Source organism: Alcanivorax borkumensis SK2 (genome assembly GCF_000009365.1).
Taxonomy (GTDB): domain Bacteria; phylum Pseudomonadota; class Gammaproteobacteria; order Pseudomonadales; family Alcanivoracaceae; genus Alcanivorax; species Alcanivorax borkumensis.
In genome coordinates, this window is the sequence record NC_008260.1 from 74,823 (window position 1) to 100,661 (window position 25,839).

The 25,839-nt window shown below is 55.5% G+C and carries 25 protein-coding genes; 11 read left to right on the forward strand and 14 right to left on the reverse strand.

Annotated elements, in window-relative coordinates; genetic code table 11:
- The first annotated feature begins 108 nt into the window (after nucleotides 1-108).
- Nucleotides 109-1,401, forward strand: a complete 1,293-nt coding sequence (locus ABO_RS00365) for a CsgG/HfaB family protein (protein ID WP_011587370.1) — start codon at nucleotides 109-111, stop codon at nucleotides 1,399-1,401.
- 172 nt (nucleotides 1,402-1,573) lie between these two features.
- On the opposite strand, the gene ABO_RS00370 is transcribed toward ABO_RS00365, so the two are convergent.
- Together ABO_RS00370 and ABO_RS00375 are read right to left on the reverse strand one after the other, a co-directional pair.
- Nucleotides 1,574-2,833 (reverse strand): PepSY-associated TM helix domain-containing protein, encoded by a 1,260-nt coding sequence (locus tag ABO_RS00370; RefSeq protein ID WP_011587371.1) that lies wholly within the window; start codon nucleotides 2,831-2,833, stop codon nucleotides 1,574-1,576.
- A gap of 79 nt (nucleotides 2,834-2,912) precedes the next feature.
- Nucleotides 2,913-3,515, reverse strand: coding sequence for an HPP family protein (locus tag ABO_RS00375; RefSeq protein ID WP_011587372.1), 603 nt, complete (start codon nucleotides 3,513-3,515; stop codon nucleotides 2,913-2,915).
- 150 nt (nucleotides 3,516-3,665) lie between these two features.
- Here ABO_RS00375 and ABO_RS00380 point away from each other — a divergent pair, with 150 nt between their 5' ends.
- Together ABO_RS00380 and ABO_RS00385 are read left to right on the forward strand one after the other, a co-directional pair.
- Complete coding sequence (locus ABO_RS00380; RefSeq protein ID WP_011587373.1) at nucleotides 3,666-5,453, forward strand: monovalent cation:proton antiporter-2 (CPA2) family protein; 1,788 nt, start codon at nucleotides 3,666-3,668, stop codon at nucleotides 5,451-5,453.
- Between the two features lie 117 nt (nucleotides 5,454-5,570).
- The gene (locus ABO_RS00385; protein WP_148201409.1) at nucleotides 5,571-7,709 is read left to right on the forward strand and encodes a TonB-dependent siderophore receptor; all 2,139 of its coding nucleotides are present in this window, start codon (nucleotides 5,571-5,573) and stop codon (nucleotides 7,707-7,709) included.
- Nucleotides 7,710-7,940: 231 nt separating this feature from the next.
- Here the strand turns inward: ABO_RS00385 and ABO_RS00390 are convergent, their stop codons facing one another.
- The 4 genes from ABO_RS00390 to coaD all read right to left on the reverse strand — a co-directional run bounded on the left by ABO_RS00390 (nucleotide 7,941) and on the right by coaD (nucleotide 11,939).
- Complete coding sequence (locus ABO_RS00390) at nucleotides 7,941-8,360, reverse strand: SRPBCC family protein (protein ID WP_041704560.1); 420 nt, start codon at nucleotides 8,358-8,360, stop codon at nucleotides 7,941-7,943.
- A 579-nt stretch (nucleotides 8,361-8,939) separates the two neighbouring features.
- Nucleotides 8,940-9,467 carry a GNAT family N-acetyltransferase gene (locus tag ABO_RS00395; protein WP_231483534.1) on the reverse strand — a complete coding sequence of 176 codons (528 nt, stop codon included), beginning with the start codon at nucleotides 9,465-9,467 and terminating at the stop codon, nucleotides 8,940-8,942.
- Between the two features lie 61 nt (nucleotides 9,468-9,528).
- Nucleotides 9,529-11,214, reverse strand: a complete 1,686-nt coding sequence (gene ggt / locus ABO_RS00400; RefSeq protein WP_011587378.1) for a gamma-glutamyltransferase — start codon at nucleotides 11,212-11,214, stop codon at nucleotides 9,529-9,531.
- A 233-nt stretch (nucleotides 11,215-11,447) separates the two neighbouring features.
- Entirely contained in the window at nucleotides 11,448-11,939 is a 492-nt protein-coding gene (gene coaD, locus ABO_RS00405; protein ID WP_035461592.1) for a pantetheine-phosphate adenylyltransferase, read from the reverse strand.
- Nucleotides 11,940-12,371: 432 nt separating this feature from the next.
- Here coaD and ABO_RS14615 point away from each other — a divergent pair, with 432 nt between their 5' ends.
- The 3 genes from ABO_RS14615 (at nucleotide 12,372) to ABO_RS14625 (ending at nucleotide 13,508) form a co-directional block, all read left to right on the forward strand.
- Nucleotides 12,372-12,629, forward strand: a complete 258-nt coding sequence (locus ABO_RS14615; RefSeq protein ID WP_011587380.1) for a transposase — start codon at nucleotides 12,372-12,374, stop codon at nucleotides 12,627-12,629.
- Nucleotides 12,630-12,807: 178 nt separating this feature from the next.
- Nucleotides 12,808-13,149, forward strand: a complete 342-nt coding sequence (locus ABO_RS14620) for an IS3 family transposase (protein WP_269763800.1) — start codon at nucleotides 12,808-12,810, stop codon at nucleotides 13,147-13,149.
- Complete coding sequence (locus ABO_RS14625) at nucleotides 13,047-13,508, forward strand: IS3 family transposase (RefSeq protein ID WP_269763796.1); 462 nt, start codon at nucleotides 13,047-13,049, stop codon at nucleotides 13,506-13,508. The genes ABO_RS14620 and ABO_RS14625 overlap by 103 nt, the downstream gene beginning before the upstream one ends.
- A gap of 326 nt (nucleotides 13,509-13,834) precedes the next feature.
- On the opposite strand, the gene ABO_RS00420 is transcribed toward ABO_RS14625, so the two are convergent.
- The 4 genes from ABO_RS00420 to ABO_RS00435 form a co-directional block, all read right to left on the reverse strand.
- A complete protein-coding gene (locus ABO_RS00420; protein WP_035461587.1) occupies nucleotides 13,835-14,698 on the reverse strand; it encodes a PA4780 family RIO1-like protein kinase in 864 nt (287 codons plus the stop codon).
- Nucleotides 14,699-14,844: 146 nt separating this feature from the next.
- Nucleotides 14,845-16,455 carry a GMC family oxidoreductase gene (locus ABO_RS00425; RefSeq protein WP_011587383.1) on the reverse strand — a complete coding sequence of 537 codons (1,611 nt, stop codon included), beginning with the start codon at nucleotides 16,453-16,455 and terminating at the stop codon, nucleotides 14,845-14,847.
- Between the two features lie 59 nt (nucleotides 16,456-16,514).
- Nucleotides 16,515-17,048, reverse strand: coding sequence for a twin-arginine translocation signal domain-containing protein (locus ABO_RS00430; RefSeq protein WP_011587384.1), 534 nt, complete (start codon nucleotides 17,046-17,048; stop codon nucleotides 16,515-16,517).
- A gap of 149 nt (nucleotides 17,049-17,197) precedes the next feature.
- Nucleotides 17,198-18,640: a coniferyl aldehyde dehydrogenase gene (locus tag ABO_RS00435; protein WP_011587385.1), complete on the reverse strand. Its 1,443-nt coding sequence runs from the start codon at nucleotides 18,638-18,640 to the stop codon at nucleotides 17,198-17,200.
- A gap of 128 nt (nucleotides 18,641-18,768) precedes the next feature.
- On the opposite strand from ABO_RS00435, the gene ABO_RS00440 reads away from it, so the two are divergent.
- The gene (locus tag ABO_RS00440) at nucleotides 18,769-19,470 is read left to right on the forward strand and encodes a TetR/AcrR family transcriptional regulator (RefSeq protein ID WP_011587386.1); all 702 of its coding nucleotides are present in this window, start codon (nucleotides 18,769-18,771) and stop codon (nucleotides 19,468-19,470) included.
- Between the two features lie 17 nt (nucleotides 19,471-19,487).
- Here ABO_RS00440 and ABO_RS00445 read toward each other — a convergent pair whose 3' ends face one another.
- On the reverse strand, nucleotides 19,488-20,474 hold the full coding sequence (locus tag ABO_RS00445; RefSeq protein WP_035461625.1) for a YheT family hydrolase: 987 nt from the start codon (nucleotides 20,472-20,474) through the stop codon (nucleotides 19,488-19,490).
- Nucleotides 20,475-20,579: 105 nt separating this feature from the next.
- On the opposite strand from ABO_RS00445, the gene ABO_RS00450 reads away from it, so the two are divergent.
- From ABO_RS00450 to ABO_RS00465, 4 genes are all read left to right on the forward strand, one after another.
- Nucleotides 20,580-21,302, forward strand: a complete 723-nt coding sequence (locus ABO_RS00450; RefSeq protein ID WP_011587388.1) for a 16S rRNA (uracil(1498)-N(3))-methyltransferase — start codon at nucleotides 20,580-20,582, stop codon at nucleotides 21,300-21,302.
- A 79-nt stretch (nucleotides 21,303-21,381) separates the two neighbouring features.
- The gene (locus ABO_RS00455) at nucleotides 21,382-21,708 is read left to right on the forward strand and encodes a DUF1294 domain-containing protein (RefSeq protein WP_050731491.1); all 327 of its coding nucleotides are present in this window, start codon (nucleotides 21,382-21,384) and stop codon (nucleotides 21,706-21,708) included.
- Nucleotides 21,709-21,814: 106 nt separating this feature from the next.
- Nucleotides 21,815-22,669 carry a DMT family transporter gene (locus ABO_RS00460; protein WP_046962254.1) on the forward strand — a complete coding sequence of 285 codons (855 nt, stop codon included), beginning with the start codon at nucleotides 21,815-21,817 and terminating at the stop codon, nucleotides 22,667-22,669.
- A 15-nt stretch (nucleotides 22,670-22,684) separates the two neighbouring features.
- On the forward strand, nucleotides 22,685-23,260 hold the full coding sequence (locus ABO_RS00465; RefSeq protein WP_011587391.1) for a DJ-1/PfpI family protein: 576 nt from the start codon (nucleotides 22,685-22,687) through the stop codon (nucleotides 23,258-23,260).
- Between the two features lie 61 nt (nucleotides 23,261-23,321).
- On the opposite strand, the gene ABO_RS00470 is transcribed toward ABO_RS00465, so the two are convergent.
- The 3 genes from ABO_RS00470 to ABO_RS00480 form a co-directional block, all read right to left on the reverse strand.
- Complete coding sequence (locus ABO_RS00470; RefSeq protein ID WP_231483531.1) at nucleotides 23,322-23,939, reverse strand: YoaK family protein; 618 nt, start codon at nucleotides 23,937-23,939, stop codon at nucleotides 23,322-23,324.
- Nucleotides 23,940-24,101: 162 nt separating this feature from the next.
- Nucleotides 24,102-24,644 carry a lactoylglutathione lyase gene (gene gloA, locus ABO_RS00475; protein ID WP_011587393.1) on the reverse strand — a complete coding sequence of 181 codons (543 nt, stop codon included), beginning with the start codon at nucleotides 24,642-24,644 and terminating at the stop codon, nucleotides 24,102-24,104.
- Between the two features lie 226 nt (nucleotides 24,645-24,870).
- The gene (locus ABO_RS00480; protein WP_011587394.1) at nucleotides 24,871-25,830 is read right to left on the reverse strand and encodes an SPFH domain-containing protein; all 960 of its coding nucleotides are present in this window, start codon (nucleotides 25,828-25,830) and stop codon (nucleotides 24,871-24,873) included.
- Nucleotides 25,831-25,839 lie beyond the last annotated feature (9 nt).

Consider the following 25,839-nt stretch of genomic DNA (forward strand, 5'->3'; position numbering starts at 1 on the left):
GGGGTGCGCGGGAACGGCGTTATTGATACGCTTTGTTCCCGGTTCATGCCGGCCTTATTCGTGATATAAGTGGTGGAGCGGTTGCCGCTATTGGCAAGGAGATCTTTCATGATCAAACGTCTTTTCTCTCCCTTTTTTCTTATCCTGCTGCTTTGTTCGTCTTTGAGCTATGCGATGACCGAAACCGTTTCCGTGTCAGCGCGGGGGTATGGCGATAACCCGGAGCAAGCCATGACCAATGCCCTGGTCGCGGCTGTGCGTCAGGGAGGTGGTGTGACCTTGGCGGTGGATCCTAATTTCCGCACAAATGTGTATGAATGGGTGATCAACCAAAAGGGAGATGTGTCTACTTGGCAGGGCAAAGAGACGTCGGTGCCGGAGCCGCAGTTGCCAACGCTGGGTAACATAAAAACCTACCAGGTCCAGACAGTGAAGCAGGTAAATGACGGTATCTGGCAGGCGCAGATTCAAGCGGAGATCCTGCGGCCCAAGACTATCGGCCCGGACCGCTCTCACTTGCCAGGCATTGCCATTGCTACTTTTGAGAGCGCCAAAAGCAGCTATGATCTCGGTGATATCAAGGTGCCCGCGAGCCAAGTGCAGCATCAACTTCAAGATAACCTAACAATGGCATTTTCCCAGTCCGGTCGCTACCGGGTGCTGGACCGTACCTACCTTGCGGATGTCGATGAAGAGTTGGGCGTGGTGGCCCAAGGCAGCATCGCCCCGGAAGAAATGGCACGGCTGGGTCAGCGTAAGGGCGCGGATCTGCTGTTGGTGGGTACCATTGAAGACTTCCAGATTGGCGACAGCGCGCAAGCGTTCTACGGCGCTAAGATGGGTGGTTACGCCCCCTATGTGCGGGTCCGCTATCGTCTTATCGACACCACTACCACGGAAATTCTGTGGAGCGATCTTTACGAGTGGGACAAATCAGAAGCGGTTATCCGTGAGATTGCCCGCCAGCTCAACATCGACGACCGTAATCACCCGGAGCGTTTAGCCGATCAGATCTACCCGGAAATTGCCCGCGCCATTGCCGGTGATGCCACTGACGTGCTTTATCCGGTGCAGGTGATTAAAGTTGATGGTGAGGCGGTATTTCTGAGCCAGGGCCAAGGGCGTTTGGAGAAAGGCGGCATCATGAAGGTGTATCGTCCTGCCGGGGAAATGAAAGACCCGGATACCGGTATGACCATCAAGTTGGAAGGCGAAGCCTTGGCCACCCTTAAGGTGAGCGATGTACGCACCGACTACGGCATTGCTCGAGTGGAAGGTGAAGCGAGCCCTTTGCAAGTAGGTGACCGGGTACGCTCGGACAAGCAGGCCCAACGTTCGTTGGCGTCACCCGCTGGCCAGGCTGCGACGCCGGGATCCTCGGACGCTCCCCTCAAGTGGTAAACACAACCCCCCCCCCCGCAAACGCGGGGGTTTTTGTTTGGGCAAACATACCTCTATTCTTTCGTGGGCGATGCTCCCTAACTGCGAACCGCAGCGTGGGAGTGAGTGAAGCCCTAGGCAGCAACGTAAAAGCGTTTGTCCGGCCCTTGGAGTGACACGCTTTCTGCAATGCTCAAGGCGTGGTGGTAGCCGCCATCGCTGCTTCTTGTTTACGACGCTTGCTCGTTACCCTCGCCTTTCTTTTCTTCCACCAGATTACCAGCCCGGTGATGGAGAGCATGGCGACCGCAATGCCCATGATTGAGACGATAATGCGCCCAGGTAGACCGACGATGCGACCAGAATGCAGGGGGAACTGTAGTTGGCTGAAGACATCCGCGACGGTGCCTTCCCAGGGCTCTTCCTCACCAATTAAAGCGGCACTGCGGCCATCGTAATAGAGGCTCTTCACCTTCATTCCGCCGCTATCGTGGTCTTCCCCTGGGTAGTAGAAGCGCACCCCGAAGACCGCAAAATTGTCGCTGTAGAAGGTGTCACCCATGGGCTCGTCCCAGCCGCGATTGTCCGCGTGCGTTCGAGCCTTTTGGAACAATGCAGGCCAGCTAACCTGGGGTTCTACGGGGTCATGCAATGCGGTGGGCGTGCGTGTTTCAAACGGCCCGGGGGTAGTTTCGGACACTATAGACATGACCGGGTAAAAGATTTCTCGGTATAAGTTTAGGGAAAATGAGGTAAAGGCTAGCATCAACAATAAAGCGAAGGTCCACAGGCCGACGGCCCGGTGCAGGTCGAAATTCAGTTTGTAGGCGCCCGCGCCGCGGCGAATCATCCAGGCGGGTTTCCAGCGTTGCAGCCAGCTCTTGCCCGCCGGTTTCTGGGTGCGGCGTTTGCGCGGCAGAGTCAGCGCCATGGCGATAAACGTGTCGAATAACCAGACCATGGCGGCGGCACCCATCAACCAGATGCCCCAGCGGTTGATGCCGTTCCATTCCGGCAGGTGCAGGGTGAAATGCAGCTTGTACAGAAACGACATCAGGTGTTCCGGGTGCAGGGAGATTTCCCCCCATTCGCGTTTGCCGACGATTTCGCCGGTAACCGGATCTACGAAGGCATGGTCGTAACCCAGTTCGTAGCGCCGCCCGGTGTCCGGGTTTACTTTGGCATCCACCCAGATTTCGGCGTTATGGCCCGGCTCTGCTTCTAGGGCAAAGAAGCTGGCCCGGACTCGCGGGTCCGCGTTTTCCACATGACGGACCAGTTCCAGCATGGGCAGTGGCTCGCCTTGGCTCTGGCTTGTAAAAAGATGCGGGTTAAGCCATTCATCCAATTCGTGATCCCAAGAAATCACGGCTCCGGTCAAGCCGGCAATAATCAGAAAAGCGGCAATGAAGAGACCGAACCAGCGGTGAAGTAGAACCAGTAATGCGCGCATGCAGAATCCAACCGGGCTGACAATGCCGCGCAGCCTAGCATAAAACGGAATCATTCTCATTGTGTCGGGGCGCGGGGTATTAGGTGTTCGGTTGAGGGGTTTTCCACAATGGGTAAGGAATGCCGGCAAGCCGATTGATTACGAAAGCCTGAGCAACCAGTAATGCCACGGCGCTAAGCAACACCGGCAGTTGTTGCAGCTCATGCATTAGCCCCAGCGACACGATCAGTGCGGTGGCGGCGGCCGGGGGGTGAGCCACCCGAAACAGGATCATCAATGCACTGGCCATGCCCAATGACAGCCCTGCCGCCACCACACGGGGCCATTCTACCCCGGTAATGAAGGCGGCTGGCGCATCATGCAGCCCGCATACCCATAACGATGCCCAGCCACACAGTGCGCCGATCAGATGGCCGCACAGCACATTGCGGGGGGACGCGGCTTCCGCCAAGGGAAGATGAAATAACAGAAAGGCGCTGGCGCCCAGGGAGGGAAAGATAAACGCTTGCTGAGTAACCAGCGCCACACTGGCGATCAGTGCAATGCTCAGGCCACCATTGACGAGATTAAACAGTGCCAACACCACACGGGGATTAAAGCGTTCGCTCATGGCTTCCAGATGCAGCTGCCGTAACACGCCACCCACTAGTTGCTGGCGGAGCTGATCGCTTTGCTTGCTCATGGTGTGCACTAATCCAGGGCAGAAAAAGAGCGCAATACTAAGGGTTTGCTGCTCCCTGGGCAATTATGGTGCAAAACGTGCGCTAAATGCCTTTAACAACGTGAACAAACGAAATCCGCTAGCATTAGCTAAGACAAAAAGGAGAGCGGTGTGGACGGATTTTTCTCGCAGGCGCTGGTGTTGCTGGGGGCGACACTGGTGTTGTTGCCGTTGTTCCAACGGCTGGGGCTGGGCAGCATTCTGGGCTATTTGGCGGCGGGCATTGCTGTAGGGCCGTTGGGGTTTGGGCTGGTTAGTGGCGGTAACGATGTACTGCATTTTGCCGAGTTGGGGGTGGTGTTGATGCTGTTCTTGGTCGGGTTGGAGCTGGCCCCGCAGCAACTATGGGCGCAGCGCCAGCGGCTGGTAGGGCTGGGGGCCAGCCAAATGGTGTTCAGTGCCTTGCTATTGACCGGCGGTTTTTATTTGTTGGGCTTCGATAGCCATCAAAGCGTGGCGATCGGGGCCACCCTCGCGCTGTCCTCCACGGCGTTTGTAGTGCAAATGCTGGTGGAAACCAACCAGCTGGGTACCTCTCAGGGGCGATCAGCCTTTTCCATTCTGTTATTTCAGGATTTGGCTGTGATCCCGATTCTGCTATTGCTGCCGTTACTGGCCGGGGCCCAGGCGGGTGAAGATAGCCCCCAGTTATTGGCAGGCCTCGTTGCGCTGGCGGCGATGGTATTAGCGGGCAAGTATGCGTTGAACCCGTGGCTCGGCTGGCAGGCCAAGCTGCGTAACCGGGAGCTGATGACCGCCAGTGCACTGATGTTGGTGTTGGGTTCTGCGGCGTTGATGGAACACCTGGGGCTGTCTATGGGGCTGGGGGCTTTTGTGGCGGGTGTGCTGCTGGCCAATTCGCCGTATCGGGAGCAGCTGGAAACCGATATCCAGCCATTCAAGGGTCTGTTGCTCGGGCTGTTTTTCCTGGCCATCGGCATGACCATGGATTTGCGTCTGCTGTTGGATCATTCGGGCAACATCGCGTTGTTCTTGGTTATGTTATTGGGTCTAAAGGGGCTGGTACTGGTCGCCATTAGCCGACTGCGTGGAGCGCAATGGCGCAGTACCGTCATGTTCGGCATTCTGCTTAGCCAGGGCGGTGAGTTTGCCTTTGTGCTGCTGACTCAGGCTCAGACGTTGAATTTACTCGATAGCACTCTGGCCGGGCAGCTGAATCTGGTGGTGGCGTTGTCTATGGCCTGTACCCCGTTGTTGCTGAAACTAGTAACGCTTTTGTGGCCTAAGGCGGATGGCAAGGCACCGCGCAAGGATCTGGAAGAAGAAGACATGCCCAGCAATCACCACCCCCAGGTGGTGATTGCTGGGCTAGGTCGCTTCGGGCAGATCACTGCCCGGATTCTGGTGGGGCGCCAGATCCCCTTCACTGCGCTGGATTCGGACCCGGACGAAATCGATTTGCTGCGTCGTTACGGTAATGAGGTGTACTTCGGTGATGTGACCCGGCTAGATCTGCTGCACAACGCCGGGCTGGGACAGGCCAAGGTGCTGGTGCTGGCCGTGGATGATGTGGACGCTTCTTTGAAAGCCGCAGAGCTGGTGCGCGACCATTTCCCCAATGTGACCATCGTGGCTCGTGCCCGTGACCGCTATCACGCTTACAAGCTGCATGCCCTTGGAGTGGAGCAAGTGATTCGAGAAAGCTTTGAATCCGCCCTGCTGAGTGCGCGCCTGACGTTAATGCAGTTAGGGGTGCCTGAGTCCACGGCCATTGATTTGGTGCGCAGTTTTCGGGAGTTGGATGAGCGCCTGTTACTGGAACAGATTGAACATCGCGCGGACATGGAGATGTTAGTGGAAACCAACGCGAGAGGGAGGGCTGAACTGCAATCGTTATTGTCTGAGGGCAAAGCAGGCCAAAAAACAGGGGGCAATTGAGAATGGTTCGCGCCTGCATTATCATCTGTTCCTGAGTCCGGTCGCTCGCGCTAGCGCAAGGTATGTTAGTAGCGGTTAGTGATGGTCCGGGATGCAGAGACAATTACAGGCACGATCATGATCATCACTTCTGCACGTTTTTGGGGCCGCCCGTTGGCGGCCTCACTGTTGCTATTTCCACTGGTTTCGACGGCAACAGAGGTGGAAACCGATAACGATGACGTACATGAAATTCCGTCAGTAACGGTGAATGAAGAAACAAACCAAGGCACGCTTGCCGATACTTCGGAAAGCTACCAGCCGAAAACCCCGCTGAGCGCACCCACCGGGTTGTCGCTGACCCGTCGGGAAACGCCGCAGTCGGTTTCAGTAGTGTCGCGGACCTTGATGGATGATTTCCAGATCGTGTCGGTGAGCGAAGCATTGGCGGCTACACCTGGGGTGGTGGTTGACCAAGTGGAAACCGATCGGGTGTATTACAACGCTCGCGGCTTTGAAATTACCAACTACCAGTACGACGGACTGGGCATGCCGTTGCCCTACGAAATCGTTAATGGAGATACGGATACGAGCCTGTTTGAACGGGTGGAAATTGTGCGCGGGTCCAATGGTTTGATGAACGGTTTGGGCAATCCTTCCGCCACCGTCAATTATGTTCGCAAGCGCCCTACACTAGATGCCCATAGCACACTTTCCGCGAGCTATGGCTCCTGGGATAACCGCCGTGTTGAAGTGGATACCTCCGGTAGCCTGACTGAGGATGGGCGGGTCCGTGGTCGTATGGTGTCAGCGTATCAGAATCGTGATTCTTATCTGGACCGTTATGAAAATGAGCGTGGTGTTTTCTACGGGGTGGTTGAGGCTGATGTGACTGATTCAACGCTGTTCACGTTGGGTTATAGCTACCAGAACAGCAATGCAGACAGCCCCATGTGGGGGTCACTGCCGCTGTTCTATTCCGACGGCACCGCGACCGACTACGACGTGGAAACCAGCACCGCCGCCGACTGGGCATACTGGGACAGTAATACCGAGTCTGTGTTCGCCGAACTGCGGCAGCGTTTCGATAACGGTTGGGAAGCCAATGCGGTGTTCAACTACCGCAAGATGGAAGGTGAATCCAAGTTGTTCTATGTGTACGGCACACCCAACAAGGACGAAACCGGCCTGTTCGCCTACCCCAGCCAGTATGACGACAAGGTCACCGAGCGTGTGTTTGATCTGTACGCCCGCGGCCCGTTCGAAGTGGGCGGCCGTGTTCACGAAATGGTGATTGGAGCTAACTATGCGAAAGGCCGTATTGAGGAAACCTCAAACTATGGGCAGGGCATCGGAACCGCGCTGACTCCGGACTGGGCTTTTGGTGGTAGTTACCCCAAGCCGACCTTCGATGCCTCCACCAGCGGTAGCAAGTGGGATGACCGCTACCGCAGCGCCTACCTGGCCACTCGCCTTAGCCTGGCCGACCCGCTGACCCTGATTGGCGGCGCTCGCTATGTGGACGTGACCAGCGAGGGTGAAGGTTACGGCGCCAGTAAAGATGCCAGTGCCAGCGAAACCGTGCCTTATGTTGGTCTGATCTACGACCTGACGGATGTGCATTCTGTGTACGGTAGCTACACTAAAATTTTTAATCCACAGACCGAAGAAGACATCACAGGTCAGCGCCTGGAGCCAGTAACTGGTGAAACTCAAGAGCTGGGCCTGAAATCCGAATGGAAGGATGGTCGGATTTATACTGCCTTGATTGCCTTCCGAACAGATCAGGAAAACCTGGCAGAAGCCGCTGGGATGATCGGCCCTGATACTTATTACGGCGGTGTGGATGTGGAAAGCTTTGGCTATGAAGGGGAAATTAGCGGTGAAATTCTGCCCGGCTGGCAATTAGCCGGTGGTTACACCTGGCTGGAAATTGAAGACCAGGACGGCGATGAAATTCGCACCTATACCCCGCGGGAAATTGTCCGCCTGTCTACCACCTATCGTCCCGCCGCCCTCCAGAAACTGAAAACCGGTGTGCAGGTCAGCTGGCAGGACAGCATTTACCGGGGCGGCACGGGTGGCGTACCGAAAACCACCCAGGATAGCTATGCGTTGGTGAACCTGATGGCCAGCTACGATTGGACCAAACACCTGACCACCACCCTGAACGTGAACAACGTGACGGACGAAAAATATTACAACTCGTTGTACGTTGGGCAGGCGTTCTACGGGGCGCCACGTGGGGCCAATGTACGGTTCGATTATAAATTTTGAGAAGGTTCAGCGGGTGACCCTTACGGCTAACCCGCCTTGAAACACCAAAAAATAACCGGTTTAACGCCGATGTCTGCACAAGCAAGGGCGTCGGCGGTTTTTTATGCGGGTTTTAGAGAAACGTTTGTAGGTCGGCTTAGCCGTGAAGCGGCGGAACCCGGCAGCCTGCTGCCGAGTTCATTGCCTAATGTCGGATTATGCCTGTGGCTAATCTGACCTACAGGGTGCGGTTTACAGCTTTAGCTTGTTCAGCCCTCGGCCGATAGCCTGGCCCAGGCCGGCTTTGATGATCGGGCCGATCAGTGGCAACTTGCCTTCAAACTCGATGGTGTAGTCCAGCTTGCTGCCGCCATTGGCGGCTTCGGAAAAGCGCATGACGCCCTTATGGTGCTTGAGAGGGCTGCCCTTGGTGATGGCGTATTCAATGCGCTCGTTAGGCACTATCTTGGTGACGGTTTCTTCGAACGGTGGCGCGATCAGGATCTGCATTTTGCGGGTAGAACCTACCCCGTTGGGGCTGTCCTGTCCGTCTTTAATACGTTTGATCTTGGCCGGGGCAAAAATCAGTTCCAGATTTTCGTGCACGCTGAGAAAGTTGAACAGCTTGTCCACGGAAAACGGAAAGGTCTTGTGAATTTCGATACGTTGCATGGTGGTTGCTCCTATTACGTCCGGCAAGCGGACGGAGATGATTCACACTGCCAGGCGCGGCAGTAAACAGGGTGTTGATTCTGACGCTTGCCAAGTTGCTCACAAGGTTAAATGGGGCCATAGCACGGCTGACGACAGCCTTAGGATGAGAGGAGATAAGCCTCCCCCATTGTGTCTATCCGCCGTTAAAACTCATCGGCTAGCCAGGCGTTACCGCTGCACAGCGCTTCTGCTGCTGTGCGCAATGGGCCAATGGCGTTGCCGGCTAGTGAAAAGGCAGGCGCGATGTCCGGAAAGTAGCCTAACTCATGCATTAGACGGTTGACTATCCCCCGTGTGGGGCGCTCAGAAAATATTGCGGTCAGATGGTATGGTTAGCCCGGTTGCTGGCCAGCCATGGGGCTTGCATCAACGGGAGAGCAGGATTGAGCAGAGATCGCATAAAGGCGACCTTGTCAGACTGTAACTCGCTAGGCGGTAAGTTAGCGGTAAAGAGTACCAGCGGATCACTTGCTGCAGTATAAGGGCCACGGGGCCGTGGGTAAGGGCTTAGGGTGTGGTCATTTTCGACGGTCGAATTTATGGTCGATAGTCGGATTTGAGTAACGCGTAGAGCGCCTGATCTACGAACCGGTCGTAAAGCCATTCGGCTTGCCTGAGCGTTCCTTCGTACACAAAACCCAATCGTTCCGGCAGGGCTCGACTTCGCCTGTTGTTCAGCGCACAGCGGATCTCGATCCGGTTGAGTGTATATTCTGTGAAACCAATATTGAGGAGTTGCCTGACCGCACTTGTCGCGATGCCCTGACCCGTGTGGGTCTGCGCGAGCCAGTACCCGATGGATCCTGTGTGATGAGGTTGGTTGATATTATTGAACCCGGTGACGCCACATACAGTCCCCAAATGAACAATGGCAAAGGAGTGGGCGTCACCAGTGGCGGCCATTTTTTCAGCGGTTTCAATGAAGTGTCTTGTGTCGTCGACCGTTAACACCTGATCCAGCCAAGGCAACCATTCGCGCAGGAAGTTTCGATTACTGTTGGTGAGTGTAAACAGATCGTTAGCAAAGCCCTGATTCAGGGGGTGTAGGGTGACATTAGCGTCCACGCGAACCTCCATTTGAGGGCAGAAAAGCCTGCTGGCCTAGGATTAAGTTAACGCTTTGCCTCTACTCTGTTGATTGCTCCTTGGATGAATGTGGGGCTCGAATTTCGGCGCTACCGATCCCTCGTGGGTCGCTGGCAGCGGTGACCTCGCCACTATCTTGGCGCCACAGTATAGCCTGCATGTTGCCGTAGTTACGGCCAGTGGAAACCACCTTATGCCCCCTACGTACCAAGTCTTTTGCGGCTTGGCTGTCGATGAATGCCGGCTCCGCCTGCACTTCGTCGGGCAGGTATTGATGGTGGTAGCGCACTGCGTTGACCCAGTCTTCCACTGGTTTGTTGTTGCTGGCTTCCAGCACGGCCAGCATTACCATGGAAATGATGCGGCTGCCGCCGGGGGTGCCGAGAATGGCGATGCGGTCGTCGAACTCCACGAAGGTGGGGGTCATGGATGACAGGGGGCGCTTGCCGGGGGCAATGGCGTTGGCCTGGCTGCCGACCAGGCCATAGGCATTGGGGCTGCCGGGTTTGGCGGAGAAGTCGTCCATTTCGTTATTGAGAAGAACGCCGGTGCCGGGGGCCACAAAGCCGCTACCGAATGGCAGGTTAATGCTTAGCGTAGCGGCCACTCGATTGCCGTCTTTATCCAGTACCGAAAAATGGGTGGTATGAAAGCCTTCTTCTACGCCGACGGGCTCGCCCAGGCTGCTGCTGGCAGTGGCCTTGTCGAGAGTAATACTGCTGGCGCGTTGCTTGGCGTAGCCTATGCTCAACAGCTTATCCACAGGTATATCCACAAAGTCCGGGTCGCCAAGATACCGTGCCCTGTCCTGATAGGCGCGGCGCATGGCCTCGATGGCCAGGTGCGGGGTTATTTCTGCGGTGTTGCCGTCGTTGAGTTGGCTGAGAATATTGAGCGCTTCGCCCATAACGATGCCGCCAGACGACGGTGGTGGGGCTGAGATTACCCGGCCCCCGCGGAACTGGCTGACGGTGGGGGTGCGCTCTACAACCTTATAGTTAGCAAGATCGTCCAGTGTCCAGATACCGCCAGCTTGTTGCACTCCGTCTACCAGCTGTTTGGCCACTTCGCCCTGATAAAAGCCCGCGTTTCCCTTTTCAGCGAGGGCTCTGAGTACCCGGGCAAGATCTGCTTGTTTGATCAGGTGGTTGTTGGGCGGCACCTTGCCGTTGTGCAGGAAGATAGCGGCGGCTTCCGGAAAGCGGTTAAGCACGTCTTTCCGGTAACCTGCTAATTTGCGGTAATGCTCCTCTACATGGAAGCCGTGTTCGGCCAAAGCAATAGCGGGGGCTAGAGTGGAAGTGAGCGGCAACTTACCGTAATTGTCCGCGAGATGGACGAAAGCGGCGGCTTGGCCGGGAATGCCGGCAGCGCTGGGGCCGTTTACTGCCCAGTCGCGCATCACCTTACCCTCTTTGTTTTGGTACATGGCAGCGGTGGCCGCGTCGGGAGCCGTTTCGCGGGCATCTACAAAGGTTTGCAAGCCATCCTGTTCCCGGTGTAGCAGCCAGAAGCCACCGCCGCCCATGCCGGCAGAATAGGGTTCGACCACGGCCAAAGTGGCGGCCACCGCGACTGCCGCATCAAAGGCATTGCCGCCCTGCTCCAGAATATTCAGCCCAGCCTGAGTTGCCAGTGGATGGGCACTGGCAACCGCACTCTTGCCTGGCCCGGCGGCCTGGGCGGTAACAGTAATTAGCAGCAGGAGCGAAAGCAGATGGCGCATGGGGATTCCTCCGTGTATTCAGCTATACCCTGGTAGACGTGCTTTAACCGGCGCTCCCACAGGAAGCTTCCTGCATTGTTATTGGCGTTGAAACAAGCAACGACACGGTTATCGTGGATGATTTGACTTTAGGCCCTGCTCTCGCCTCAACACTCGGGTGCAGCTACGCTCTTTTCAGATCATCGTGTAGAGAATCGCGTTTTGGCTTGCCGCTAGAAGCGGGTCGCGATGTTCTAATTCTGTCGCGCCTTGCGTTTCTCTTCCAGCGCCTCGGCCACCAGTGGTGGCACAAAGTTGTTCACGTCGCCGTCCAACAATGCGATCTCACGAATCAGTGAGCTGGAAATAAAAGACAGGTGCTCTGCCGGCGTGAGGAAAACCGTTTCCAACTCCGGAGCGAGCTTGCGGTTCATATTGGCCAGCTGGAACTCGTATTCGAAATCACTGACGGCCCGCAGGCCCCGTAGCAAGATGTTACCGCCTTCTTCACGACAGAAATGAGCCAGTAGCTTGGAAAATCCGGTGACTCGCACATTCGGAAGGTGAGAGAGCACGCTCTGGGTTAGCTCTACTCGTTCATCCAGAGAGAAGAGTGGGCCTTTTTTCTCGCTCGCAGCGATTCCTACCACGACCTCATCAAACATTTTGGCGGCCCGTTCCACTAGATCCAGGTGGCCGTTGGTAATCGGGTCGAAGGTGCCGGGGTAAATTACGCGGTTGGTCATGCTGAGGCTCGCTTTGTCACGGTAGAAACTGTACCCGGGTATAGCCGGATACCCTCTGTTGTGCCGCAAGCATACCTGATGCAGTGACAGAGTTGCAGGTGTGCCTAGCTGTGTGTGTGGAGCGTGTAGGCACCATAGGATAGGCCGCGCAGGCGAGCAGGCTCCTCAGAAATGGCGATCTGATGTAAGCATTCGCTTATATAAAGTAAGGGGAATACGTATATGTAGGGCTTGCTTTTTAGTCAACACGCGAAACGCATAATCATTTTTTTATGCCCGTCATCTTTTTGTCCACTCCCCTTTTAGTGAGACAGTTCTAAACTAGGGTTTTCTACTTTCTGGCGATACACCGCTGGCGGTATGTCTGTAGTGGTCTAATGAATCCGGACACCAACGTAGGTGGTAAAGTTACCACCTTAAGCGAGGTGCCAGATGACCAGAAAAAGACGTTCCTTTACTCCTGAATTCAAGCAGGAGGCCGCGATTCTAGTGCTGGATCAAGGCTATACAATTTCTCAGGTTAGCGTATCGCTTGGTGTTGTCGAGAGTGCGCTGCGGCGCAGGGTGAAGCAGCTTGAAGCTGAGCGCCATGGGGTCACGCCCAAAGGCAAAGCCCTACCCCTGAACAGCGGCGTATTCAGGAGCTGGAGGCCCGCTGCGATCGGTTGGAACGGGAGAAGAGCATACTAAAAAAGGCTACCGCTCTCTTGATGTAGGACGATCTGAATCGTACGCGCTGATAGACCAGTTGAGTGAGGAGGAGCCTGTTGAATCGGTCTGTACGGCGTTTGATGTGAGCCGCTCCAGCTACTACGAGTATCGTCAGCGACGCCACTACATTGATGCGGAGCGTGTGACCCTGAAGGCGATGGTTAATCGTCTATTCAGGCAGAGTAGAAGCTCAGTGGGAAGCCGCACGATACAAAAGCTTCTCAATGAGCAGGGGAAGAAAGTTGGCCGGTTCAAAGTGCGCAGTCTTATGCGTGCACTGGGACTAATCTGTAAGCAGCCCGGGCCCCATGCCTACAAGCAGGCGACAGTAGAGCGGCCAGATATACCGAACCATCTGGATCGAGAGTTTACGGTAGCAAGCCCTAATCAGGTGTGGTGCGGAGATATCACCTATATCTGGCCGTCGTGCTTGATCTCTTCGCACGACGGGTTGTTGGTTGGGCGGTCTCCAGCCACCCGGATGCAGATCTTGTGGTAAAGGCCCTGGATCATGCTTGGGGACAGCGTGGTCAACCCGATAAAGTCATGCTCGACTCGGATCAGGGCAGCCAGTACGCCAGCCGCATGTTCCGGCAGCGTCTATGGCGCTATCGGATGCAGCAAAGCATGAGCCGACGGGGCAATTGCTGGGTCAATGCGCCAATGGAAAGGCTGTTCCGAAGCCTAAAGTCAGAGTGGGTTCCTACGATGGGCTACCGCGACTTGCCCGAAGCAAAGAAAGATATCGGTGACTATCTAATGGGTTACTACAATCACCACAGGCCTCACAGCTACAATGGCGGGATTGCATCCGCCATGGCCGAGGAAAAACCTAAATCACTGTCCGGTATTAGTTGACCACTACATTATTCTTTTGCGTGAGCGTTAGAATATTTAGGGGGCTTATGGATGGCTGAGCACGTACGGTGTTTTGCAGAGGTTTTCTCGTGTTTAGTAAGAGGATCAGAAAGCCGACTTAGGTGAAGCTGTTGCTGAAGTTGTCGTTGGTCGTTGGTTTGTTACAGTAGGCCAGCCGATACCATCCGGGATGACTTCGCCGTACGTTTGCGTAAAGTGGATAGCAAGTATCCTGCTTGGCGCTATGCAAATGAAAAGGGCCTACTAACCGCTTCTCTTGATGCTGTGCCGGGAGGCGTGAGGGAATGCCGCCTGCCCGGCCTTTCTTAGGCGTAGGGATCGTCGTGGTTGTTGGTAATGCGTTCGCGGCGTTCTTGTTCTTCTTCAAAAGCGGCTTTAATCTCTGCCAATACATCATCTACATCGGCAATGTGCCCATCATCATTCATCTGGCCGGTGAGTTCGCTGTTTGGTGTCAGTTCCCCGCTTTCATACAAGGCCCAAATTTCTTGGCCGTAGCGGCTGCCGCGCAGTGATGGTGCGTATTGGCCGTAGTAACGGGTCATGTTATCTACATCCCTATACAGCATGGCCTCGGCGTTATTGTTGGCGGCGGCATCCACGGCCTGGGGCAGGTCAATGATTACCGGGCCATAATCGTCCACGAGGACATTGAATTCTGACAGGTCACCGTGAATGATGCCGGCGCAGAGCATGCGAACCACGTATTGCATCATCAGGGCGTGGTCTTCTTCGGCCTGCTCGGCGGACATGACAACGTCGCTGAGCCTAGGCGCGACGTCGCCTTCGTCGTCGGTGACCAGCTCCATTAATAGCACACCTTCGAGCATGTCGTAGGGTTTGGGCACGCGGACGCCGGCCTGGGCGAGTAATCGCAGGGCATCCACTTCGGCGCTTTGCCAGATCTTTTCTTGCTGTTCGCGGCCGAACTTCGAGCCTTTTTCCATGGCACGGCTGCGTCGGCTGTTGCGTACCTTGCGCCCTTCCCGGTACTGGGCGGCTTTCTTGAAGTTACGCTTGGCGGCTTCCTTGTAGACTTTCGCGCAGCGGATCTCTTGGCCACAGCGAACCACAAAAATATCGGCTTCCTTGCCACTCATCAGACGGCTGATGACCTCATCGACGAGTCCATCATCGACCAGGGGCTGTAAACGTTGTGGGGTTTTCATGCCGCACTTATACCTCATTTAGCGCGTGGCTTCGCCTGCTTCCTGAGGTTTTGACAGGGAAAATGAGAAAAAAGCACGCATAGAGGGGTAAGGACGTGCCCCTGCTACGCAGGGTAACTACGTAGCAGGGGGATGATGGCGGTGGTTCAGCCTTTCAGTTTATCGGCCAATGCTGAGGCATTGCGGGCGCTGAGGCCGTAGATGGAGAGTTGTGGATTGGCGCCAATGCTGGTGGGGAATACGGAGCCGTCTATGATATAGAGGCCGTTCAGGTGCTTGTAGCTGCCGTCGCTGTTGACGGTGCAGCGGCTCTCATCAGCTCCCATGGTTAGCCCGCCCATAACGTGGGCGCTGCCCAGCGCGGTAACGACAGGGGCATAGTCCAGTTGTGCCACGCCTTCGCGGGCTGCTTTCCAGCTTTTGTAGTAACCAGCATGAGCGTGGCTGGGCCGTACTTCTTTGGCGCCAGCGGCAAATTGCATTTCCAGCATGGTCAGGTGGGATCGTTTGGCACCTTCCAGCAGGTAGTCATTGACGGGATAATCGAGCAGAGGTTCGCCGTTATCACGCAACTCCACGGTGCCACCTTGGTTATCTTCATGGAAGCCATCGCGAATTAGGGCAATAGCGGTGGCCAAGTTGGGAAGACGTTCGATTTCTTCCCGGGCTTGTTCGCCGAATCCGCCTATTAATGCACCAGACAGGCCCGGATGCATGGGCATCATTTCCATTTTGTAACCCGCCGGGCCATCGACTCCGTGTTTAAACGTGAACTCGTCGGAATACATGGATTGTGGGGCGCCGTAATACGGAGCGATTTCTTTATCGTAGAGACCGAACACAAACGTGGTGGGATGCAGGAAGGTACGCTTACCCACTAGCCCGTTCGGGTCTGGGGCGTCGGAGCGCATCAGCAGTGCCGGACTTTGAATGCCCCCCCCCGCGGCAATTACGGTTTTGGCTTTTAGTGTTACTGTGGCGCCGGTAGGCTTTTTGTCATCGTTTAGTGGCCGCACTCGCACGCCGGTAACGCTGTCACCCTCAATGATCAGGGTGTCGGCCTGAGCGCTGTAAATCAGTGTGGAGCCGTGATCTAGAGCGCTGGGAATGGTAGTGACCAGCATGGATTGCTTGGCGTTGGTGGGGCAGCCCATGCCGCAATAACCGATGTTCCAGCAGCCGCTTACGTTGCGGGGGATAATGGCGGAATGCCAGCCTTTGTCATCGCAGCCCCGTTTCAGTATGTCGTTGTTGGCGTTGGGCGGCATGGCCCACTTTTCTATGTTTAGACGATCTTCCATCTGTTGAAACCAGGGAGCCATTTGTGCCTGGCTAAGCCCCTGTACGCCGAATTCATCGTGCCAGTATTGCAGGGTTTTCTGGGGGGTGCGGAAGCTACTCGTCCAGTTAACCACGGTGGTGCCGCCCACCGTGCGCCCCTGCATTACGGTCATGCCGGCATCCTTGGTAGCGCGTAGCGCGCCCTCTTGGTAGAGGTCACGGTAGGCCTTACCTTCATCCAGTTTGAAGTCGTCGGAGCTTTTTAGTTTGCCTGCTTCCACCAGTATGACTTTGAGGCCGCGCTGGCTGAGTATTTCTGCACTAACGCCGCCGCCAGCACCAGTACCTACGATGATGACATCGGCTTCTAAAGTGCGGTTGTCGGTGATGGTGCGCCCGTCGATAACATCCCAGCCGTTGGCTGGGTTTTTCCACGGGTCTTTCACGTTGATGGTAAGGGTAGTGAGGTCCTGCATGGCATTATCCTTTTTCTTTGGCTAGCAGTACACGCGATAAAGGCCGCAAGCGGCCCGTGTTAGGCAATAATTTTCTTGGGCGGGCCGGGGTAGCCGGTGCTGCGAGCGGCGGCCGGTTTTACATACCAAGCCATATGGATCGGCTGGGTCAGCCCTTTAAAGGCCATGCGTGATAGGCTTCGCTCACTGGCGGACCATTCGGTGAGGGTTTGCTTAATTTCTTGTTCACTCTGATCGGCAAAGCTGGCCCAGGTGCCGGTTATATACCAGCGGGCGGCACCCAGTTGCATCAGATCGAGCACCTGAAATAGTGCAGCCCGGGTGCCGGGCATGCCGCCTTCGAGTAGGTCATCGAAGGCTTTCATGCCGTCTTCAGCGCTAGCGCCTACATTGGTGAGGGCAGGGCCGAGCACGGCACCCACCAGCGGGGTAAGCAGGTCGACGTCTTGTTGGCGGAAGTGTTTGTAGCCGGTTGCAGGTCCGTCGTTACTGGAGCAACCAGTAAGCAGGGCCAGCCCGGAACCGGTAGCCAGCACAGCACTGCCTGCGGCGCTGAGCTTGAGGAAGCCGCGGCGATTGATTTCCTGATCCATTGCGCACTCTTTTTTTTGTATTAGTCGTTATCTGTAGTGTAGGAGCGGCGCAATAGCCCAACTTAACTAGGTGCTCTTTGTGGTAACGGGCACCTAGTTAAGTTTGAATGACGCGATGAGCGACGCTCCTATAGCAGCTACGGTTACTTTTATTTCAGCAGGAACTTGTAGATGAGCTTATGGATACTACGCCCGTAGGGAGGGAGTATGTATTTGGTAGCGTTCATCTTCCCTTTTTTGTAAATGCCTTTGGCCTGAGAGAAAGTTTGGAAACCTTCTGGGCCATGATAAGCGCCCATGCCAGACGGGCCGATGCCGCCGAAAGGTATGTCATCTACACCTACATGAGAGATGGTGTCGTTCAGGCATACGCCGCCGGAGTGTGTGTTCTTGAGCACACGATTGCAGTTGTCCTGATTCCAGTCGAAATAGTAAAGCGCTAGCGGGCGGGGCCGGTCGTTCACGTATTCGATGGCCTCATCCAGCGTTTTGTAAGGCACGACAATCATCAGTGGGCCGAAGATCTCGTCTTGGGCGATGTCCATGTCGTCGTTCACATTCAGTACCAAGGTGTGTGGCACCTTCTGGCTACCGCTGAAGTCTTCATTAGCCGGGTTGATCTCAATTACATCTGCGCCTTTGGCTTTGGCGTCGTCGAGATAACCCAGCAGCCTTTTTTGCTGGCGTGGGTTCACAATGGCAGTGAAGTCCGGGTTGTTCACCATGGTCGGGTAGGACTGGGTAACCTGGGCTTTCCATGCGTCGACAAATTCTTGCACGCGATTTTCTGGGCAGAGAATGTAGTCTGGAGCCACACAGGTTTGTCCGGAATTCAAGCATTTACCGAAGGCGATACGTTCGGCCGCGTCCTTCATGGGGAAGTCCTGGCCGATGATGCAGGGGCTTTTGCCGCCCAGTTCCAGGGTGACTGGAGTCAGGTTAGCGGAGGCCGCGCGCATAATGTGCTTGCCAATGGTCGTGGAGCCGGTGAAAAGGAGGTGGTCGAAAGGCAGTTCAGAGAAAGCCTGCGCTACATCCACTTCGCCATTGATCACGGCAACTTGTTCCTGTGGGAAGATGTTGGTGATCAATTTTTCCAGCAGCGCGCCAGTGCGAGGTGTGGCCTCACTCATCTTGATCATCACCCGGTTACCGGCGGCCAGAGCAGTAATTAGCGGTACTACCGCCAGCTGCACCGGATAGTTCCAGGGCACGATAATGCCCACCACGCCGAGCGGCTGATATTCCACCCAGGTTTTGCCCGGCCAATTCATGGCGCTCACATGGCGCTTGGAGGGCTTCATCCATTTGCGTAGTTTCTTAGTGGTGTATTTCAGCCCTTCTAGGGTCATCATGATTTCTGCGAGTTTGGTTTCATCCGCAGCACGGGTGGTGAAGTCGTTGTTCAGAGCGTCGATCCAAGCATCAACATGATCGACCAGCAATGGCTTGAGTCTGCTGATTAACTCAAGACGCTGTTCGGCGCTAGGGTAAGGGTTCTGACGGTATGCGGCTTTTTGAGCAGTGAATATGCTCTGCAAGCGGGCGATGTCTGGGTTATTTCTGTGCAGATCTTTTACTTCGGCGACCATGGTCCTCGCCTCCCTAGTTGAATTGTTATGTATGATGGAGTGATTAAAAATTAATCTTGAGTCTGATTTTTAGAGTAATTACTCTAAGAGTCAACATCGTGTATCAGAAAGACCACATTTGGCCCCTTATGACCAGCACTAAAGCGCGCATTTTGGAAACCAGCCTTGTCTTGTTCAATCGACAAGGAGAGCGCAACGTGACCACCAACCACATTGCCGAGGCCCTGGGGATTAGTCCAGGCAACCTGTATTACCACTTTCGAAACAAAGGCGTGATCGTGTCAGCGCTTTTCGACCGTTACCAACAACAATTGCTGAGCTTGTTGGAGGCGCCTCAGGGGCCGTTGAGCTGGCAGGTGAAGGTGCATTATTTCGAGGGGCTGTTGGCGTCCATGTGGCAGTATCGATTTTTTCACCGCGACCTGTCTCATTTTCTGCACGCGGAGGAGACTGCTCTAGCAACACGTTATCAACAGTTTGTGGAAGCCATTCTGGTACGCGGGACCGTGATTTACGAAAAGCTGCGTAGCAGCGGGATACTGGCGTTGGATGATGAGCAACTGCAGGGTTTGATGGTCAATACCTGGGTGCTGATGTCATCGTGGGCCTCCCTGGTACATGGTTTGCGCCCGGATGCTGCTGCTAATGAGGAGCTGGATGAGAGCTTGATGCGTCATGGGGTGTACCAGATTATTTGCCTCGAGGAGCCCTTCCTAAAAGGTGAGGCTCGAGATCACCTGGCGGAAATGAAAGAGCGTTATCGAGCCGCCCATAACACCAGCGAGTTGCTGCTGGGCCATGCTGTTGAGCTGTCACCCTCGGGTTGCTGAGGGCTGCCTGTGGAGCCTCAGCGAATCCCGAAACCTTGCACAAACGCTAATAGCCGTTGTTCTAACCAGTAACGCTGGCTTTTGTAGCCGACAAAGCCCACATGCCCACCGTAATCGCTTACCTCCAGTGTCACCGCTGGCCCGAGCTCTTCCTGCCGGGGTAACGTTTGTGGAGTCATAAACGGGTCGTCACGGTTTTGCAGCATCAACGTGGGGGTGCGGATTTGTAGCAACTTGGGACCCGCGGAGCATTGCGCGTAATAATGCCAGGCACTCCGAAAGCCATATAACGGGGCGATGATTTGGTCGTCGTAGCGCCAAAACGAACGGATGCTATTCATGTTCAGGCGATGTAGTCGTTTGGCCTCCGGGGGGTTGACCTTGTCCAGATGGATTTTCTGCCTTTCGAAGTTGGTCAAAAGGTTTTTTAACAGGTGTTGGCGGTACAATTTCGACAAGCCTTGATCCAGCCGGTTGGCACAGATATCCAGCCGCAAGGGAGCACAAATGGTGGCTACGGCACTGAGGTGGTTGTTGTCCCGGTGGGCCAGCCAGTTCAGTAGCCGGCTGCCGCCTAGAGAGACGCCGATGGCAATGCGGTGGCCAGTGGGGTTTTCGTGGAACACATGGTCGATCACTGCATCCACATCATCCACTTCGCCCGCGTGATAACACAACGCGGTGTCGTTGGGTTTTTTGGCCCCGCGACTGTTGATGGCCACAGAACGGATTCCCGCTTCAGCCAACACTTTTTGTATGCCGCGCATGTAATGGGAGTCGCTGCACCCGGATAGCCCATGTAATAACATCACCGTCAGCTGCCCGGGTTGGCTCTGTGGTCCGGCCCAGTCTAGCAACAGATAATCACCGTCTTTCAGGTTCAGCCGTTCCGTGCGCCGCGTGACTTCCGGCAGGGTGCGGCCCATGGGCCCCCACAGGGTTTGCAGGTGGGGGTTGCGTAACCATAGTGGTGGCCGGAATGCCGACTGTACAATCTCGCCCATAGGCAATGTCTCATCCATCGGGTTGGCAAAATCACGCCGGGGGCGTGGCGCAGGTATGGTAGCCTTTTGTTTTTCCCGCTGGCACCTATTCGTGATGGAGATTCCATGCCGCGCCGCTTTTTTGATGATCAGAACTTTCATGTAGGTCAGCTTGTAGAGTTGGGTGCTAGCGCAAGCCACCATATTGGCAAGGTGTTACGCATGGCGGTGGCTGATGAATTAGTGGTGTTTAACGGCCGCGGCGGTGAATGGTTAGCGCGTATCTCTGCCATCAACAAAAAGGCGGTCTGCATTGAGCCGCTTACGTTCACGGATGAAGATCGTTGCGCTCCTTTGGCGGTGACGGTGGCGTTGCCGATGATCAAAGGCGAGCGCATGGACTATGCGATCCAGAAGGCCACTGAGCTGGGCGCCACTGCCCTGGTGATCCTGGACACGGAACGTTGTGAAGTCCGCCTAAAGGGTGAGCGTCAGGAAAAGAAGCTGGGCCATTGGCAGCAAGTCGCTATCAGTGCCTGTGAGCAATGTGGCCTGAACCGGGTGCCGGTGGTGCACGGCGTGCTGAGCCTGCGTGACTGGCTGACATCTGATCTTCCCGCCCTGAAGTTGATAGCCCATCCGGGCGAAAAGTCCTTCTCTGCGGCTGCCTTGCAGGGGCAAACGGAGCTGGCGTTGCTGACGGGGCCGGAAGGTGGCTTTTCCAATGATGAATTACAGCAGGCGGCGGATGCGGGCTTTAGCCCGTTCGCGTTAGGCAACCGGGTGTTGCGAGCGGAAACCGCCCCGGTGGCGTTGCTGGCGGCCCTGTGGGCCTGGCATGGCCACTAAGGGGAAGGCCCGGCCCCGGAGATCGCGCCGTCGCACAGGTTCCAAGGCAGTTGCTGCATCGGGCATCATCGCGGCACTGATGGCCCTTGCAGTGTTTGCGCTAGTGTTGGGCATTTATGCCCGCCACAACAGGCTGCTGCCCTACTTGGCAGGCGTTTATGCGGTGCCGTCGGTGCTTGTATTCGGGCTTTATGGGTGGGATAAGCGCGTCGCCGTGCGAGGGGGTTCTCGTACTTCTGAGCAAAGCTTGCACCTATTGGCGCTGGCCGGGGGGTGGCCCGGTGCGATGTTGGCTCGTTCTCTGTTTCGTCACAAAACCCGTAAGCAACCGTTCACTGGAATTTTCTGGTGCACGGTGCTGTTTAATGTGGGCACGGTAAGTGTGTTGCTGGGCGAGGTGGGCTAGCCGCACGCAAAAGGCAGGGAGAGGGTATGCCGTTAATCGGCCAGAAAAATAGCCGAGTGGAGATCCGGCCAAGATCCATCGTGAACGCACTATGGGTGGTTTGTTGATGTCAGCGAAACGTAGCCTGGTCTTGACGGCTTTGGCGATGCTGGCTTTTGCGGCCAATTCGGTGTTGTGCCGTTTGGCGTTGCGTGAAGGCGCCATTGATGCCGCCAGCTTTACCGCAGTGCGTTTGCTGTCCGGAGCGCTGATGTTGGCGCTGATCCTGTTGCTGCGAGACCGGCAAGTGAAAGCCATGGTCACACAGGGTAATCATGGCTCGGCCTTAGCGTTGTTTGTTTACGCCGCCGGGTTTTCGCTGGCTTACGTGGCGCTCGCCACAGGTACGGGCGCCTTGCTGCTGTTCGGCGCGGTGCAGGCCACCATGGTGGGTGTTGGTTTATATCGTGGGGAGCGCTTGGCGCGAGCCCAGTGGCTGGGGCTGGCATTGGCGCTGAGTGGCTTGGTGGCGTTGATGTTGCCCGGCGCGACGGCCCCGCCGCTGGCGGCAGCAATAGTGATGCTGGTGGCAGGTGCAGCCTGGGGTGTGTACTCCCTGCGGGGCAAGGGCGCGGCCGACGCCACGGCGGTCACCGCGGGCAATTTCCTGCGTGCATTGATCTGGCTGCTACCGTTGGCGCTGTTCGCTTGGCCGAGCCAATGGCCAAAGGTGTCGGGGCTGCTGTATGCGGCGTTGTCCGGTGCCCTGGCATCGGGAGCCGGTTACGCTACCTGGTATCTGGCGTTGCGTGGGCTGGCTAGCTCTACGGCAGCCACGGTGCAATTGAGCGTGCCGGTGCTTGCAGCGCTGGCGGGCGTATTGTGGATGGATGAGGCGCTCACTCTGCGTCTGGTGCTGGCATCGGCGGCCATTCTGGGCGGCATTACTCTGGTGATTCGGCGCGTTTCTTCTGCTAAATAATCTATAGGAACCGTCATGCAGCAAATCGGGATTGTGATCTACGATGATGCCGAGGTATTGGATTTTGCTGGCCCTTATGAGGTGTTTGCTACGGCGGCTCGCTTGTGTGAGGTCACGCCTTGGTGTGTTTCATTGATCAGTGAAACCATAACGGTGATGGCTCGTGGAGGGTTTTCCGTGCAAAGCCACTTCACCCTAGATGATCATCCGCCGCTGGATGTGTTGTTGGTTAGTGGGGGTGTACATACTCAGGCCATCCGTAACCCTGCCCTGCTTTGCGCAATTCGCCGGGCTGGAGAGCCGGCTGGTTGGGTGACGTCGGTCTGCACCGGTGCGTTTCTGTTGGCCAAGGCGGGGTTGCTTTCCAATGAAAAAGTGACAACGCACTGGGAAGATCTTGCTGAGCTACGCGCGGGTTTTCCTGACCTAGACGTTCACAGCGAAGTGCGTTGGGTTGAAGATGGAAACCGACTCACTTCTGCGGGTATTTCTGCGGGTATCGATATGAGTCTGCATTTGGTTGAGCGGTTGCACAGCCGTGAGCTGGCCGAGCGCACCGCCCGGCAGATGGATTATGCCTGGCAGCAATGACGTCTGCGGCTCTGGTTCTCCGAACAATTAACGTGGTGACCCTGCGTGGATACGGATGGCGTTAGCGGTGTTGTCGGCTGTATCCCCAATAAATTACCGCTAGTAACGCGGCTAAGGTTGCCGGCGCGATCAGCGCAGAAAAATGCAGCAGGCGGAATAATAAAGTGCCGATGACTCCGCCACAGATAAAGCCGCTAATCAGCAAGAGAAACAGCAACAGCCGGCGCCCATTGAGAGGAATACCGCGCAAACGGTTGCCGAGCATGATGCCCAAATCAGTGAAGATCCCTGACAAGTGAGTGGTGCGAATGATGGAGCCGCTGTAAGTGGTGACCATGGCGTTTTGCAAGCCGCAGGCCATGGATGCCAGATAGACACCGATATCATTGCCACGTTGCAGAAATAGCATCGCCAAGATGAGTAGGGCCGCTTCAATCAGCAGGGAAAAACCGTAGTGGCGGCCAAGTTTGAGGGCCGTGCTGGTAATGAGTAAGCCGCTGAGGATGGCGCCGGCGAGAAAGCTTATCAGGGTGAAAAGCAGGTGTAATACATTGCTGAGAGCTAATTCGGCCAATGCTAGGCCTAACAGTGATGAGGTGCCTGTCAGGTGAGAAACGGATTGATGGCTAAAGCCCAGTAGCCCTACGGCATTGACACTGCCCGCCAGAAACGCGAGCAAAAAGGCTCCAACTTCGACCCAGGGAGGAAGGCGTGTCAGCAAGAAAACCCCCAATGTTTAACCGCAGTGATGGCGGTATTGTAGCATGGGGGCTGATTCTTTTTTTCGTTCCGATCTAACGAGCCGGACGGGGTTTTACTACGATAGTACGCAACATGATGATTAGGATTGCTGTTGTTCCATCATGTCGGCCTGAAGAATCTCAATCCAGTAACCATCGGGGTCTTTGATAAAAGCGAGACCTTTCATTTTGCCGTCATCCGGACGCTTGACGAAAGTCACATCCATTTTCTCAAAGCGCTCGGCAGCGGCATATACATCGGGAACGGTGATACCGATATGGCCGAAACCCTGGGGCTCAGCATTGCCGTCATGGTAAGAAAAGTCTGGATCCTCTTCGCTGCCCCAATTGTGGGTTAGCTCTAGCATGGCTTCACGACCGAAGGTGAAAGTCAGTCTCTGGGCATCATTTTTGGGTACGTCTCCCGCTTCTTCCTCACTTAGATAGCCAAGAAAATAAAGGCTAAATTTCATTTCAGGGAAATCAAGCTTGCGCACCAGTCGCATGCCCAGCACTCGGGTATAGAAATCCAGACTGCGTTTCGGATCTTTAACGCGCAGCATGGTTTGATTGAATAGGTATTCTTGGGTTACCTCGTCCGGATGCTCGAACAAGCCGTTGGCTTTTTCAAAATGACGGGACATGGTGACTCCTGAATCTTTGTAATGGGATATCAAGGCTATTGGGGTGATAAGAAGAGAATGCAAGCCTTGCAGGTGAGTTTGAAATTTGAAGTTGAAAAGGCGCGAGATTGTGTGTTGAATTTTGCGCGGTAGTGGCTGTGAAAGGCGCCTGGCGCTGCGGCGCGGGGAAAGCGGTTTCGATTACCGCTTTTACCCCGGTCGCGCTTTTCAATTTTTAACTTGCTCCTCAGGCCGGGGTTTTTTCCACGGTCTTAAGGACTTTTTGCAGGCTGGCGACGGTGCCGCCGATATCGCTGAGGCCCTGGGGGAGCAGCATGGTGGTGGATTCCTTGGCAACTTTTTCGAAGGCGGTCACGTATTGCTCTGCAATGCGCAGGCTAACGGCTTCCTGGCCGCCGTCTTCCTTCACGGCTGCGGCAACCTGGCGCAGACCTTCGCCGGTGGCGGTGGCAATCAGTTCAATTTGCTGAGCGCGCCCTTCCGCTTCATTGATCTGTTTCATTTTTTCACCTTCAGAGATATTGATCATCTCCTGTTTCTCACCCTCAGAGCGGTTAATCGCTGCCTGGCGGTCACCCTCGGAACGGTTAATCGCTGCTTGGCGTTCACCTTCGGATTCAGCAACCACGGCGCGACGTTCACGTTCGGCACGAACCTGTTTCTCCATGGCATCTTTGATGGAGACGGGAAGGTTAATATCGGCTACTTCGTAACGTAGGACTTTTACACCCCAGGGCTGTGCGGCTTCGTCCACAGCTCTAACTACTTCCATGTTAATTTCGCCGCGCTCTTCGAAGGTTTTGTCTAGATCGATTTTACCGATAACGGAGCGCAGAGTAGTTTGAGCCAGCTGCTGGGCAGCCATGACATAGTCGTCTACACCGTAACTGGCAGCTTTGGGGTCGACCACTTGTAGATACATCACGCCGTCGATAGAAACTTCGATATTATCTTTGGTAATACAGCTTTGGCGCGGTACGTCGCGAACAATTTCTTTCTGAGAATGTTTGTAGGCGACACGATCAATAAAAGGCATCAAAAAGTGTAGGCCAGCATCCATGGATGACTGGTATTTTCCCAGCCGTTCAACCACATAAATTTCTCGCTGGGGAACGATGCGAATTACCATAAACAGTAAAACGACAACGCCGAGGGCGAGCAGTCCGGAAATAATCAAACCAGCCATGGGTACAGT

What these genes read in the sequence shown, in the direction of transcription:
- ABO_RS00370 (WP_011587371.1), bottom strand. Translation starts at nt 2,833, where the DNA reads ATGCGCGCATTACTGGTTCTACTTCACCGCTGGTTCGGTCTCTTCATT.
- ABO_RS00460 (WP_046962254.1), top strand. Translation starts at nt 21,815, where the DNA reads ATGTCAGCGAAACGTAGCCTGGTCTTGACGGCTTTGGCGATGCTGGCT.
- ABO_RS00425 (WP_011587383.1), bottom strand. Translation starts at nt 16,455, where the DNA reads ATGCAGGACCTCACTACCCTTACCATCAACGTGAAAGACCCGTGGAAA.
- ABO_RS00450 (WP_011587388.1), top strand. Translation starts at nt 20,580, where the DNA reads ATGCCGCGCCGCTTTTTTGATGATCAGAACTTTCATGTAGGTCAGCTT.
- ABO_RS14620 (WP_269763800.1), top strand. Translation starts at nt 12,808, where the DNA reads ATGGTTAATCGTCTATTCAGGCAGAGTAGAAGCTCAGTGGGAAGCCGC.
- ABO_RS00435 (WP_011587385.1), bottom strand. Translation starts at nt 18,640, where the DNA reads ATGGTCGCCGAAGTAAAAGATCTGCACAGAAATAACCCAGACATCGCC.
- ABO_RS00480 (WP_011587394.1), bottom strand. Translation starts at nt 25,830, where the DNA reads ATGGCTGGTTTGATTATTTCCGGACTGCTCGCCCTCGGCGTTGTCGTT.
- ggt (WP_011587378.1), bottom strand. Translation starts at nt 11,214, where the DNA reads ATGCGCCATCTGCTTTCGCTCCTGCTGCTAATTACTGTTACCGCCCAG.
- ABO_RS00390 (WP_041704560.1), bottom strand. Translation starts at nt 8,360, where the DNA reads ATGCAACGTATCGAAATTCACAAGACCTTTCCGTTTTCCGTGGACAAG.
- gloA (WP_011587393.1), bottom strand. Translation starts at nt 24,644, where the DNA reads ATGTCCCGTCATTTTGAAAAAGCCAACGGCTTGTTCGAGCATCCGGAC.
- ABO_RS00430 (WP_011587384.1), bottom strand. Translation starts at nt 17,048, where the DNA reads ATGGATCAGGAAATCAATCGCCGCGGCTTCCTCAAGCTCAGCGCCGCA.
- ABO_RS00445 (WP_035461625.1), bottom strand. Translation starts at nt 20,474, where the DNA reads ATGGGCGAGATTGTACAGTCGGCATTCCGGCCACCACTATGGTTACGC.
- ABO_RS00375 (WP_011587372.1), bottom strand. Translation starts at nt 3,515, where the DNA reads ATGAGCAAGCAAAGCGATCAGCTCCGCCAGCAACTAGTGGGTGGCGTG.
- ABO_RS00365 (WP_011587370.1), top strand. Translation starts at nt 109, where the DNA reads ATGATCAAACGTCTTTTCTCTCCCTTTTTTCTTATCCTGCTGCTTTGT.
- ABO_RS00420 (WP_035461587.1), bottom strand. Translation starts at nt 14,698, where the DNA reads ATGAAAACCCCACAACGTTTACAGCCCCTGGTCGATGATGGACTCGTC.
- coaD (WP_035461592.1), bottom strand. Translation starts at nt 11,939, where the DNA reads ATGACCAACCGCGTAATTTACCCCGGCACCTTCGACCCGATTACCAAC.
- ABO_RS14615 (WP_011587380.1), top strand. Translation starts at nt 12,372, where the DNA reads ATGACCAGAAAAAGACGTTCCTTTACTCCTGAATTCAAGCAGGAGGCC.
- ABO_RS00440 (WP_011587386.1), top strand. Translation starts at nt 18,769, where the DNA reads ATGACCAGCACTAAAGCGCGCATTTTGGAAACCAGCCTTGTCTTGTTC.
- ABO_RS00465 (WP_011587391.1), top strand. Translation starts at nt 22,685, where the DNA reads ATGCAGCAAATCGGGATTGTGATCTACGATGATGCCGAGGTATTGGAT.
- ABO_RS00385 (WP_148201409.1), top strand. Translation starts at nt 5,571, where the DNA reads ATGATCATCACTTCTGCACGTTTTTGGGGCCGCCCGTTGGCGGCCTCA.
- ABO_RS00455 (WP_050731491.1), top strand. Translation starts at nt 21,382, where the DNA reads ATGGCCCTTGCAGTGTTTGCGCTAGTGTTGGGCATTTATGCCCGCCAC.